General features: G+C 67.9%; 10 protein-coding genes and 3 pseudogenes. 10 read left to right on the top strand and 3 right to left on the bottom strand.

What is annotated here, in order from left to right; genetic code table 11:
- Positions 1-44: 44 nt before the first annotated feature.
- From G554_RS18615 to G554_RS13905, 5 genes and pseudogenes are all read left to right on the top strand, one after another.
- Positions 45-383: pseudogene (locus tag G554_RS18615) on the top strand (DUF2252 family protein); the annotation flags it as partial.
- Positions 349-711, top strand: a pseudogene (locus tag G554_RS18610) (DUF2252 family protein); the annotation flags it as partial. The pseudogenes G554_RS18615 and G554_RS18610, both read left to right, overlap by 35 nt.
- Positions 712-745: 34 nt before the next feature.
- A pseudogene (locus G554_RS18010) lies at positions 746-1423 on the top strand (DUF2252 family protein); the annotation flags it as partial.
- A gap of 195 nt (positions 1424-1618) precedes the next feature.
- Positions 1619-2170 carry an HdeD family acid-resistance protein gene (locus G554_RS13910; protein WP_036923886.1) on the top strand — a complete coding sequence of 184 codons (552 nt, stop codon included), beginning with the start codon at positions 1619-1621 and terminating at the stop codon, positions 2168-2170.
- A gap of 44 nt (positions 2171-2214) precedes the next feature.
- Positions 2215-3342 carry a S1C family serine protease gene (locus tag G554_RS13905; RefSeq protein WP_036923884.1) on the top strand — a complete coding sequence of 376 codons (1128 nt, stop codon included), beginning with the start codon at positions 2215-2217 and terminating at the stop codon, positions 3340-3342.
- A 30-nt stretch (positions 3343-3372) separates the two neighbouring features.
- Here G554_RS13905 and G554_RS0101070 read toward each other — a convergent pair whose 3' ends face one another.
- Entirely contained in the window at positions 3373-4470 is a 1098-nt protein-coding gene (locus G554_RS0101070) for a hypothetical protein (protein ID WP_027586460.1), read from the bottom strand.
- A 330-nt stretch (positions 4471-4800) separates the two neighbouring features.
- Between G554_RS0101070 and G554_RS0101065 the strand changes: the two genes are divergently transcribed.
- The 3 genes from G554_RS0101065 to G554_RS0101055 all read left to right on the top strand — a co-directional run bounded on the left by G554_RS0101065 (position 4801) and on the right by G554_RS0101055 (position 8781).
- The gene (locus G554_RS0101065; protein WP_027586459.1) at positions 4801-5331 is read left to right on the top strand and encodes a Dps family protein; all 531 of its coding nucleotides are present in this window, start codon (positions 4801-4803) and stop codon (positions 5329-5331) included.
- A 262-nt stretch (positions 5332-5593) separates the two neighbouring features.
- Positions 5594-8158, top strand: a complete 2565-nt coding sequence (locus G554_RS0101060) for a multicopper oxidase domain-containing protein (protein WP_245569907.1) — start codon at positions 5594-5596, stop codon at positions 8156-8158.
- Positions 8155-8781: a helix-turn-helix transcriptional regulator gene (locus tag G554_RS0101055; protein WP_051232126.1), complete on the top strand. Its 627-nt coding sequence runs from the start codon at positions 8155-8157 to the stop codon at positions 8779-8781. Before G554_RS0101060 ends, G554_RS0101055 begins: the two co-directional genes overlap by 4 nt.
- 45 nt (positions 8782-8826) lie before the next feature.
- Here the strand turns inward: G554_RS0101055 and G554_RS0101050 are convergent, their stop codons facing one another.
- A complete protein-coding gene (locus G554_RS0101050) occupies positions 8827-9957 on the bottom strand; it encodes a 6-phosphofructokinase (RefSeq protein WP_027586456.1) in 1131 nt (376 codons plus the stop codon).
- 154 nt (positions 9958-10111) lie between these two features.
- On the opposite strand from G554_RS0101050, the gene G554_RS13900 reads away from it, so the two are divergent.
- Positions 10112-10891, top strand: coding sequence for a hypothetical protein (locus G554_RS13900; RefSeq protein WP_084648200.1), 780 nt, complete (start codon positions 10112-10114; stop codon positions 10889-10891).
- Positions 10885-11325, top strand: a complete 441-nt coding sequence (locus G554_RS0101040) for a hypothetical protein (protein WP_027586455.1) — start codon at positions 10885-10887, stop codon at positions 11323-11325. Before G554_RS13900 ends, G554_RS0101040 begins: the two co-directional genes overlap by 7 nt.
- 4 nt (positions 11326-11329) lie before the next feature.
- Here the strand turns inward: G554_RS0101040 and G554_RS0101035 are convergent, their stop codons facing one another.
- Entirely contained in the window at positions 11330-12793 is a 1464-nt protein-coding gene (locus G554_RS0101035; protein ID WP_027586454.1) for an NAD-dependent succinate-semialdehyde dehydrogenase, read from the bottom strand.
- Between the last annotated feature and the right edge of the window lie 34 nt (positions 12794-12827).

Below are 12827 nucleotides of genomic sequence, written 5' to 3'. Positions count from 1 at the left end.
ACCGCTGGTTGATCACAACGACACAGCCGGCAGATGATCTGGCTATGAGGACACCTGAGAGGCCGGGACTCCAGCACACTGCCAGCTCATCCTTCGACGATCGCATCAAGCGGGGCCGGGCGGCGCGCGATCGTGCCGACTGGGCCGGTATCGCCCAGGTGAGCACCTCCCACCGTGACCCGATGGGCATCCTGACTCAGCAGAACGCGAACCGGGTGCAGTCCCTGGTGCCGCTGCGCACCGAGCGGATGAGCGTGAGCCCCTTCACCTTCTACCGGGGCACTGCGGCACTGATGGCCGCCGATCTCGCCCGGACCGCTGACAGCGGAATCCTGGTGGCCTCCTGCGGTGACGCCCACGTCAGCAACTTCGGCTTCTACGCCTCCCCCCCAGCGCAGCCTGGTGTTCGACCTCAACGACTTCGACGAGGCGGCCTGGGCGCCGTGGGAATGGGACCTCAAGAGGCTGGTCGCGAGCATCATCATCGCCGGCCAGGCCACCTCGCGGGACAAGGGTGTGGTGCGCAAGACGGCCGGCGAGACGATCACTGCCTATCTGGATGCGCTCCGCGGTGCGCTGGCGACCAGCCCCACCGAGCGCTACTTCGCCCACTTCGACGCCGAACAGCACACCCAGGGATTGGACAAGGGCTCCCGCGAGGTGCTGAAGGACGCCATTGGCGATGCCGAGAGGCGCACCGGGGACCGCGCCGTGAGGAAACCTCACCAGCGAGGGCGAGGACGGTCACCGGCGGTTCCTGGCGAGACCCCCGGTCCTCACCCCGATCGACAGGGCGACAGCCTCCCAGCTGACCGACGACCTGAAGCAGTACCGGGACTCGGCCAGCGAGGACATCCACCTGCTGATGGAGCACTACGGCCTGGCCGACATCGCGCAGCGGGTCGTGGGCGTGGGAAGCGTCGGCACCCGCTGCTACCTGGCACTGTTCGAGGACGGCGACGGCCACCACCTGATCCTCCAGGTGAAGGAAGCCATGCAGAGCGTGGTGCAGCAGTATGGCGGGATCGCCCAGCCCGACTCGCTGCAGGAGATCATCACCACCCGGGGCGAGGGCGCCAGAGTGGTCGGTCTGCAGCGCGTCCTGCAGGGGCTCTCCGACCCCTTCCTCGGTTACATCGACCGTGAGGAGCGGGGATACTACGTACGCCAGTTCCATGACATGAAGGGCAGCATCGAGATGGACACCCTCAAGGACAAGCCCTTCCGCCGGTACGGGGTCGCCTGCGGGCGGGTACTGGCCAGGGCTCATTCCCAGTCGCCCACCGCCGCCGAGATCCTCGGGTTCGCGGGACGGGGAGGCAAGCTCACCGAGGCCATCATGTCCTGGGCCGTCGACTACGCGAAGACCTCCCGAGCTGACTTCGATCTCTTCACGGCAACCGCCCAGCAGGCCGGAGCCTGAGTCCGCCGATCCCGAGCATCGTGCGCAGCACCTGTGCTGCCCGGTCGAGCTCCGATACGCTCATGGCAGGACCCCTGTTTGAATGGGCGTTTCGACACCCCCCCGAGAGGCTCCAGCCCCACTATGATCGGGAATCAATGGGGGCGTGCAGGACGTGCAGGAAATGTGCAGACCCGCCAACTGAAGGATGCAGAAATGTCGGAGTCATTCGTTACCGGTCTTGCCGAGAGCACTCGGCGATTCGTCGCCATCACGGGATTGGTGGCGGCGCTCGCCGGTGTGGCGATTCTGGTGTGGCCGGGTCACGCCTGGAAGGCGATCACAGTGGTGATGGCGATCTACGCGATCATCGCCGGAATCGTCTACGTCGTCGTGGCCGCGATGGGAAGGAGCCTGGGAACCGGCGGCCGCATCGGTCATGGGCTGCTCGGCCTGCTCTACATCGTTGCGGGGTGCGTCGCCTTCGGCCAGCTCAGTCAGACCGCGGGCTTCCTGGCGATCTTCATTGCCGTGATGATCGGCGTCATGTGGGTGATGGAAGGCTTCGTGGCGCTGTTCGTGGTGAGCACCGAGGGATCCTCCGCATGGACCATCATCTTCGCCATCATCTCCATTCTGGCCGGCCTCTCCTTGGTCACCAGCCCGGTGTGGGGTGCGGTGTTCCTGTGGTGGCTGCTCGGCCTCTCCCTGGTGGTCCTCGGCCTCCTCAACGCCTTCCGCGCGATTCTCTCCAAGCCAACGGCCTGAGGCACATTCAACTGTCCTGACTGGCCTCAGGAAAAGGAAGGGCCATGACCGGCACGAGTGATCCGCAGGGGAGACGCCCTCCTGCGTCCCCCAGGCGATTCGAGATCTCCTCGACCGCGCTGGCCGTGATGGCCGGACTACTGATCCTCTCCCTGATGGCCTCCGGGACGGCCCTGTGGATGGTCCTCTCGAACCGTTCCACGGCGGCTTCGACATCCCCCGCTGCGACGTCAGCGACCGATGCGGCCGAGTGCAACGCCGTGACGATCGCCGACACCGTGCTCCCCAGCGTCGTCACGATCCATCTCACCTCCTCCTCGGGCCAGTCCAGCAACGGCACGGGATCGTTCATCGACGAGAAGGGGAACATCCTCACCAACGACCACGTGATTGCCGCGGCCGCCAACGGCGCCACGATGACCGTGCTGCGCTCGGACGGCGTCCAGTCCCCTGCGCAGCTGGTGGGACGGGTCCCCCGACTGGATCCGGCGGTCATCAGGACCGATCCCGACAAGGACACGGTGATCGGCACCGGCACCTCCTCGACCCTCAACGTCGGTCAGTCGGTGGTCGCCCTCGGCGCCCCGCTGGGCCTGTCGGGGTCGGTGACCCGCGGCATCATCAGCGCGCTGGGTCGCCAGATGCCCCTTCCGGACGCCTCAGGGGAGCTGAGTGCCTACCTGTCCGACGTCATCCAGACCGATGCCGCGATCAACCCCGGCAACTCGGGGGGACCCCTGGTCGACTGCGACGGCCGCCTGATCGGCGTCAATACCGCGATCGCCACGGTTCCCACCGCCGAGGGAGCCAGCGGCGGGGGCAGCGTCGGACTGGGATTCGCGATCCCGGTCGACACCGCGATGGCGGTGGCCAAGGAGGTTCTCAGGACGGGTTCCTTCACCCCGGGCTCCCTCGGCATCTCGGTCGTCCCGCTCGACGAGAGTTCCGCGGCGAGTGCCCACGGCCTCTACGTCAATGCGGTGACCGCCAACGGTGCCGCGGCCCGGGCAGGGCTGAAGGTGGGCGATGTCATCACCGAGTTCGACGGTCAGAAGGCCCGATCCTTCGAGGACCTCGTCATCGCGACGGTGCGCAAGAGAGCCGGCGACGTCATCAAGGTCAGCTACACCAGGAACGGCCAGAGCCCGACTGTCGCTGTCCGGCTGACCTGATCGGTCCGCCGTCCCGCCTGACCGACCGGGTCAGCCGACCACCGGAGCCGCAGCGAGCGGGGTGCCGAGTCGCACCGCGATCACCGGGCGGAAGCGGTCATAGAGGACCACCACCAGGGTCAGCAGCAACAGGAAGAACGACCCGGCGGTGAGGAAGTAGGCCGGGCGGGTCGGCAGCAGGGTGTTCGCCACTATCACCAGGCCCAGGTTGATGAGGTACTGGATCACGAAGCCGATCACCAGCGGATGACCGCCGACACCGAGCCGGGCGAACAACAGCCCGATGAAGGAGTTGACGATGATCAGCGCCGTGACGCTCACAGTGATCTGCAGTGGCGTGGCGGTCACACTGGGAACGATATTGGCCAGCACCACCGACAGCAGCGCCACGATCGCGATCTTCTCCGCCAGCCAGGAGGTGAGGAGCCTGCCGCGCCTGACCTGCTCGCGCACCTCGTCGACCCCTTCGGGAAGCGGCCCGGCCATGAACTGCCAGCCGTGATCCGCCGGGTCCAGACGCGGTCGGAGGACGAACCAGAGGACCGCGAGCAGCACGATCAGGCCGATCAGCACCGTGGGGGCGAACCAGCTCACATCGCGCCAGGTATCGGTGAAGTCGAGCTGGAGGACGTGGATCCACAGCTCCTGAGGGATCTTGATGACCACCCAGATGGCGGCCGCCGCCAGGATCCAGAACCGGCGCGACCGGCTCTGCGGATTCCATCGGAGGCGGACCACCTCGTAGCAGATGAAGTAGTACTCGAAGGTGTTCGGGAAGACCAGCAGAAGCCATCGGTGGACGCCACCCGACAGTTCGAAGATGACGGTGCCGATCATCCGGTAGAAGTACAGGAAGCGGGCGATCTCGGCGGCCGGACGGTTGGTCCAGTTACGCATGATCGCCAGATAAGCCAGCGACAGGTAGTAGATGTCCAGAGCCTTGTCAAAGCTCTGGTAGTGGGTCAGGTCCAGACCGGTGAAGAGCTGGAACAGCGTCTGATCGATGCCGTCGAGCACCAGACAGGCCAGGATGCCGGGCAGCGGACACCTGGAGATGAGCAGCGGAAGCAACAGCCGGCCGGCCACCACCAGCCAGAAGATCGTCAGATCTGCGCCGCTCCCAGACATTCGGGGACATCTCCTCCGGGTTGGTGCCGGCCGTTGTGTGCGGGCCGAGCGAGATCACCAGGTACGATGCCACCCCGGCATCCCACCGGGGGCCGGGCCCATCAGGTGGCGTCCGGATGTGGCACCTGCCGGTATCCAGGGCAGCTGGCCGAGGAGGTCGCAGGAAAGCCCTCGTTCCCGAAAAACCAGCCGAGGAGCCCGCGGTACGGAATAGTGGGACCGGCCGATGCGTTCTACCTGAACGAGACGGAAAGCATGCCGACGTGCTCGCGCCCCTGTGGCGCCGAGCACCGAGGCTCCACATACGTTGAAGACATAAGGAGATCGTCAATGACTGAGCAGACCATCACCGTTCCGCAGCCCGCTGGTGACACCCGGACCAAGCTCGAGAACGCCGAGAAGGGTTTCGTGGCATCGAAGGAACTGAGCGACAGCCTCCAGGAGGTGCTCGTCGACTTCATCGCCCTGAGCCTGGTCGGCAAGCAGGCCCACTGGAACCTCGTGGGGCCGGGATTCCGCAGCCTGCACCTCAATCTCGACGAGGTCGTCGACATCGCCCGCGCGGGCTCCGATGACATCGCCGAGCGGATGCGCGCCCTGCACGCCACTCCGGACGGCCGTCCCTCGGTGGTCGCCGCCCGCACCTCCCTGCCGCAGTTCCCCCAGGGTGAGGTGAGCACCGATGACGCCATCAACCTGATGGTCGAGGCCATCGAGTCCACCACCGGCACGATGCGCGCCGTCCATGACGGAGTCGACGAGGCCGATCCGACCTCGGCCGACATCCTGCACGGCTACATCGAGAAGCTGGAGCAGCAGGCCTGGTTCGTGGGTGCCACTGCTCGCACCCCGAAGAACTGATCCTCAGCACACCGCTTCACAGCAGACACAGGGGCGTCGCCGGAGTTCATCTCCGGCGGCGCCCCTGTGCCGTCAGCGCACCGGGTCGGATGATATTTTCGATGAGTTGATCATCGAAAAAGGAAGTGCCGTGTCCCGTCCCTCCCCTCGCCGCGCCTGGCACCGCAAGGCCTCGCGCCCGGTCTCCTTCTGGTTGGTGGCCCTGGTCCCGGTTCTCCTCGCCGGACACTGGATCCCCCAGTCCCGCTGGCTGCTGGTGCACATGGTCGCCCTGGGAGTGGCCACCAACTCCATCCTGGTGTGGGGCCAGTACTTCACCGAGTCGATCCTCCACGAGCGGCTCCACGAGGCCGACAGACGCGTTCAGGTGGCTCGCATCGACTGCCTCAACCTCGGCGTGCTGGCCTGCTGCGTCGGCATGGTCGGCAGTTGGCCGTGGGTCGTGGTGGCCGGCGCCGCAGTGGTGGGCCTGACGCTGTGCTGGTACGCCCTGGACCTCGCAGGGCAGGTCCGCCGGGCGCTGCCAGGACGATTCGACGCCACCGTCCGGTTCTACTGCGCTGCCGCCTGTCTGCTGCCGGTCGGCGCGACCTTCGGCGCCATCATGGCCTTCTCCCCCACCGAACCCTGGCGGACCCGACTGCTGCTGGCCCACCAGGGTGTCAACATCCTCGGGTTCGTCGGGTTGACGGCGATCGGCACCCTGGTCACCCTGTGGCCCACCGTGCTGCGCACCCAGATGGCCCCAGCCCAGGACCGACACGGCCGGATCGCCCTGACGGTGATGTGCTGCGCCGTGCTGGTGGTGACCACCGGAGCCCTGGGGGGCTGGTGGTGGATGCAGGCCGCTGGTGTGCTCGCCGAGCTGGCCGGACTGGCGATCATCGGCCTCGACCTGGGGCGATGCGCGCTGCGCCGGCCGCCGCGGGACCTGCCCGGCTACTCGATGGCCGCGGCGTTGGGCTGGTTCGCGGTGTGGCTGTGCTGGCTGGCCTGGACACTGGTGACCCGACGCGGAGATCTCATCCAGGACGACCTCACCGCCCTCACGGTGCCGGTCGTGATGGGTTTCCTGATGCAGCTCCTGATCGGCGCGATGAGCTACCTGATGCCGATGGTGATGGGCGGTGGCCCCTCGATCGTGCGCGCCACCAATGCTCGGATGCACACCCTGGGAACCCTGCGGGTCACGCTCGTCAATGCCGGCCTGCTGATCTGGGTGTTCGGCTCGAGTGGCTCCACCCGCCGGATCGGCCTGGGGATCTCGGCCGTCGCGATGGCCGGGTTCCTGGCCGCGACGATGGCGATGGTGGCGACGGGGGTGCGTCTGCTGCGCGCCAAGGCGGCCGGCGAGACCGCCCCACCGGCACCCGCAGAGTGCGCGGATCACTCCGCAGACGGGGGTTCAGGCACCGCAGCCGGCACGACGGGCCGTCTGGGGAGTGATCCGCGCTCCGTCTCCCCGGCCCGGACCGCCCCCACCGATCGCCGGTCCTTCGTCGAGGCGGCAGTCGGGGCCGGCCTGGCCCTCGCCACGGTAGGAGTGGGCGGTCGGATCGCGGGGCATTCCGGTCAGAGCGGCTCCACGGCTGCCGCCCGGATCCGGCCGACCGGGCACACCACAACCATCGATGTCACCGCCAGGGACATGCACTACCATCCTGCGACCCTCTCGGTGCCGGCAGGAGACCGGTTGGTGGTGCGACTGTCCAATGCCGATCAGGGCCAGGTCCACGACCTGTACTTCGCCGGCGGAGCCCACTCCCCCCGGCTGCGCCCCGGCCAACGGGCCGAGGTCGACGCCGGTGTCATCACCGGCCCCACCCAGGGCTGGTGCACCCTGGTCGGCCACCGCTCGATGGGAATGGAGCTGGAGGTCCTCGTCGAGGGCTCCACCACCTCCGCCCGCTCGCCGGAGTCCTCCTCCGCGGTGGGACTGTCGCGCCGCAGGGTCGACCTCAGCCAACCTCCGGGCCGCGGGTTCAGCGTCCGCGATCCCCGGCTGCCGGCCCTGCCAGCCGGCCGCAGCCACCAGATGACGCTAACCGTGCGCGAATCAGTGCAGGAGGTGGCCCCGGCCACCACCATCGCCGCGATGACCTACAACGGCCGGGTGATGGGTCCGGTGATCCATGCGCGGATCGGCGACGCGATGGCTGTCCACCTGGTCAACCGGGGGACGATGGGCCACTCCATCGACTTCCACGCCGGCACCGTGGCCCCCGATCGGCCGATGCGCACGATCTCTCCGGGAACCTCCCTGGACTACCGCTTCACCCTGCCGCGCGCCGGGGTGTGGCTCTACCACTGCTCCACCATGCCGATGAGCTCCCACATCGCCTCGGGAATGTTCGGGGCAGTCATCGTGGAGCCCCATGACCTTCCCAGCGCCGACCGCCAGTACGTGCTCGTCCAGTCCGAGACCTACCTGGACGCCGCCAACGGGGTCGAGGTCAATGCCGACAAGATCGCAGCCGAGATGCCCGACCTCACGATGTTCAACGGACATGCCAACCAGTACGTCTTCACACCCCTGACAGCCAGGGTCGGCGAGCGGGTGAGGATCTGGGTGCTGGCCGCCGGCCCCAGCCGTGGCATCTCCTTCCATGTCGTGGGGGGCCAGTTCGACACGGTCTTCAAGGAGGGCGGCTACCTGTTGCGCCGTGACAACCCTGAGGGAGGTGGTGCGCAATCCCTGGATCTGGCCAGTGCGCAGGGAGGATTCGTCGAGCTGGAGTTCACCGAACCGGGCCGCTACACCTTCGTGAACCACTCCTTCGTGGAGATGGAGCGCGGCGCCCGCGGACTCATCGAGGTGACGCGATGATCGCCGGTGGCTCCTCGCAGCAGCCTGCCTCGGACCCAATCCCCTCGCACCGACTCACCGATCCCGGCGCCGACTCCGCCGCAGAGCGGGTCGTCGAGGCCCTGAGACGCCGGGGCGGGATGGCCTCGGCCCCCGAGATCGGTCACGACCTGGGGATCCACTCCTCGACCGCCCGGTTCCACCTGAACCACCTGGTGACCGCGGGCCGGGTGCAGGCAGGCCGGGAGAACCGGGCCTCCCGCGGCCGGCCACGGACCCTGTTCACCCTGGTGTCCGAGCCGACCGAGGGCCCGCGGTCCTATCAGCTGCTCGCCGAGGTGCTCGTCTCCCATCTGTCCCGGCAGCCCGACCCGGCCCGAGCGGCCGTTGAGGCCGGCAGGCAGTGGGGACGCCGCTTCGCCGGCCACGATGTCGTCTCTCTGCTCGAGGGCATCGGCTTCGCCCCGAGCACCGATCAGCAACGACCCGGCCGGATTGCGCTGGGGCACTGCCCCTTCATCGACCTGGCTGTCGAGCACCCGGAGGTGGTCTGTCCCCTTCACCGCGGCGTGGTGGAGGCCGTCGTCGGTCACCAGGTGAGACTCGAGGCCCACCCGGGAAGCACCTGCTTCGTGACGGCATAGGGCCTCTCGGCCACACCGCGGAGGAAGGGGCCGTCGCTGGCCGGATCAGCCGTCTCCGAGGTTGGTTCCGACCTCGCGGGCCGCCTCCACCCAGGGATGGTCGAGCGGCACGTACTTCACCTTGCCGCCGACCTCCTTGAGAGGGACGGTCCCGGTCCCGGTGCCCTTGGCGGCCACCATGATCCCGAACTCCCCGTCCTGGACCAGCTGAGCCCCCTTGGTGCCCAACCGGGTGGCCAGCAGCCGGTCCTGGGCGCACGGCGTCCCGCCGCGCTGGACGTAGCCGAGGATCGTGACCCGGGACTCCAGACCCGTGGCGGCCTCCAACTGGCTGGCCAGTTTGAAGGTGTTGTCGCGCATCGAGCGCTCCAGGTCCCGCTTCGCCTTCTTCGCCGCGGCCCTCGTGGAGGGGTTCCTGGTCTCGTCGACGAGCGCCTGGGCACCGGACAGGGCGAGTGCATCGGGCTCATCGCGGGCCCCCTCGGCCACCGCGATCACCGAGAAGGTCAACCCCTGCCTCCGACGCTTCTCCACCGCCTCGACGATCGAGTCGATGTGGTAGGGCACCTCGGGCAGCAGGATGACGTCGGCGCCACCGGCGATCCCCGATCCCAGCGCCAGCCAGCCCGCCCGGTGGCCCATGATCTCGGCCAGGATGATGCGGTGATGGGAGTGGGCGGTGGAGTGCAGCCGGTCGATCGCCTCGGTGGCGATCTCCAGGGCGGTCGAGAAGCCGAAGGAGTCGTCGGTGCCGACAATGTCGTTGTCGATGGTCTTGGGCAGGTGCACCACGTTGAGCCCGGCCTTGGAGAGCTTGTAGGCATTGCGGGCGGTGCCGCCACCACCCAGGGTGACCAGCGCGTCCAGCTCGAGCTTCTGGTAGTTCTCCACAATGGTGGGGATCATGTCGCGGGTCTCCCCGTCGACGACCATCCGGTTGACCTTGTCCCGGCTGGTGCCCAGGATCGTCCCGCCGATCGTCAGGATTCCGGACAGCGCCCGTCCGTCCAAGGTGATGTACCGGTTCTCGGCCAGGCCGCGCACGCCGTCCTGGAAACCGATGAGATCCATCTGGAATTCCCGGATGGCCGCCTTCCCGAACCCGCGGATGGCGGCGTTGAGGCCCGGGCAGTCACCTCCGGCAGTGAGAATGCCAACCTTCTTCTTCTTGGACATGGACTCCTCCTGAGTGTGTGGGCGTCATCCTGCCATGCCGGAGTCGCCGCGTCATGAGGACGTCGACGCCGCCCCCCATCCGATACTGCCGAGATAATTAAGAATAAAGTCTTAATCATCCGTCAGTTAAGTTGTCTGGCTTATCATGGTGCTCATGTACGGATGGGCCCTCACCATCGACCAGCGGCACAGCCGGATCTCCCCGGACGCCGTCCCCCGCCTGCTGGCGGCTCTGGCCGACCTGCCCGTCCTCGATCTGGGGCCCGAGGCCCCGCACCCGTCGGGAGTCGACGCACCGTCCCAGGAGCCGTTCCGCGCCCCCCGCTGGGATCTCCTGCCGGAGCGCACCGCAGGCGACGAGGTCCAGGCCTTCACCGCAGACCCGGCAACTCTGGTGGCTGCCACCTGGACGGTCTGCGGAGCGGGGCGATGGTGGTGCGGTATCGGGATGGGGCAGGTCGACACGCCCCTGCCGAGTTCCACCCGGGAGGCCACTGGAACCGCCTATCTCGCGGCCCGAGACGCGGTCACCGCCGCTAAGTCCAGCCTCGGGGGGATGGTGGTGCGCAGCGGCCCGCCGAGCCCCACATCGCCGTCGGCGGCAGCGACGCCCTGCGCCCAGCAGGTCCGCTTCATCCGGGCGATGGAGGTGGTCTCCGATCTGGCGGGTTCGACGACTCCAGCGGTTCGTGAGGTCTGCGCCCTCTACGATCGCGGTATGACCACTGCCCGGGCAGCGCAACAGGTGGGCGTCTCAGCTGCGGCGATCAGCCAGCGCCTTACCCGGGCGCGGTGGTCCTTCCTGCGCCGGACCCGGGAACTGGCCATCGACCTGGCCACCGAGGCCCTGGCCAGCATCGTCGCCGGATCGCCGCAGCAGTCTGCGTCGCCGGCCGAGCGGCCTTCTGCAGGTACCGCGGGCCGGTCATCATGATCAGCCACCTGCTCATCATCGCGGCACTGGCCATTCTGGCCGTTCCCGGCGGAGCCCCTGTGGTGCGGGCGATGTTCTGGGCGGCGACCCCGCAGGCGGAGCGGCCGGGATCGTTGTGGACGGCGATTCGTGGCACCGGTGCCCATCACGACGGGGTGCTGCGCGGTGGCCGTTGGATCGGCTACCTGGAGCGACTCGGCGTGATGACCGCCCTGCTCGCCGGTTATCCACCCGGCATCGCGGTGATCGCCGGGGTCAAGACCCTGGCCCGCTACGCCGAACTGCACTCCCTGCCCACCCCTGGCGCCGAGCTGGGTGCAGCCCGGCGCCAGTCCCTGGCCGCCATCGAGCAGTTCATCGTCGGCACCATGACCTCGTTCATCTGGGCAGTGCTGCTGACCCTGCTCGCACGGTGGCTGTGGACGCTCTGGTGAGTGATCAGAACGGGTTCGGCAGTGCCATGTAGATGGTCTCCAGGTACTCCTCGATCCCCTGGTAGGACCCCTCACGACCCAGCCCGGACTCCTTGACCCCGCCGAACGGCGCCGCCGGGTTGGAGAAGACGCCGACATTGGCGCCGATCATCCCGACCTCCAGCTCATCGCCCATCCGCTGGATGCGGTTGATGTCTCGGGTGTAGACATATCCGGCCAGCCCGACCGGCACGCTGTTGGCGATCTCCAGGGCCTGCTCCTCGGTGCCGAAGGTGGTGATCGGCGCGACCGGCCCGAAGATCTCATTCATCATCACATCGGCATCGGGGGCCACCCCGGAGATCACCGTCGGCGGGTAGTAGTACCCCTTGCCGGACCCGATCTCGCCGCCGAGCAGCACCGTGGCGCCCGCGGCCCGGGCCGACTCCACCAGGGAGTGCACATTGTCGCGGTCCTTGCCGGTGATCAACGGGCCGACCTCGGTGGCCTTGTCCATCGGGTCGCCGTAGCCCACCTTGGACATCCCGTCGGTGAGCTTCTCGGTGAACTCCGCGGCCACCGACTCGTGCACGATGAACCGGTTGGCGGCCACGCACACCTCACCGTTGTTGCGGATCTTGGCGGCCAGCGCCCCGCTCACCGCGGCATCAACATCAGCATCGTCGAAGACGATGAAGGGGGCATTGCCGCCCAGCTCCATCGAGGTGCGCAGGACATGCTCGCTGGCCTGCTTGAGCAGACCGCGTCCGACCGGCGTCGACCCTGTGAACGACACCTTGCGCAGCCGCGGATCGGCCAGGACCTTGTCCGTGACGCCGTGATCACGTCCGGTGATGACATTGAGGACGCCATCGGGCACCCCGGCCTCCTGCATCGCCTTGGCGAACAGCAGGGTGGTCAGCGGGGTATTGCTGGCCGGCCGGATCACCACCGTGCAGCCGGCCGCCAGCGCCGGGCCCGCCTTGCGGGTGGCCATCGCCAGCGGGAAGTTCCACGGAGTGATGAGCAGACAGGGCCCGACCGGGCGCTTCAACACCAGCTGTCGGAGCGAACCCTCGGGCAGGACGCCGTAGTCTCCGCGGATCCGCACCGCCTGCTCGGAGAACCAGCGGAGGAACTCGGCCCCGTAGGTCACCTCTCCGTAGGAGGTGGTCAGTGGCTTGCCCATCTCCAGGGTCATCAGCCGGGCGAAGTCATCGGCCCGCCTGGTGATGATCTCGAAGCCGCGACGCAGGATCTCGGCACGCTCACGCGGAGCGGTGGCAGCCCAGGAGTCCTGGGCGGCGACGGCGGCGTCCAGTGCCTCGACACCCTGGTCGGGACCGGCGTCGGCGATGGAGGTGAGCACATCCTCGGTGGCCGGATCGATGACGTCGAAGGTGCGGCCACCGTCGGCGTCGACCCAGCTACCGCCGATGAACAACTGTGAAGGTAGATCAGAAGGAAGCGAGCGGTCGAAAGTCGTCATGACCCCACGGTACGACCACTTGCGGCCCCGGGAC

Source organism: Acidipropionibacterium thoenii DSM 20276, from assembly GCF_000423445.1.
GTDB lineage: Bacteria > Actinomycetota > Actinomycetes > Propionibacteriales > Propionibacteriaceae > Acidipropionibacterium > Acidipropionibacterium thoenii.
This window is presented reverse-complemented; position numbering and strand designations above follow the sequence as displayed.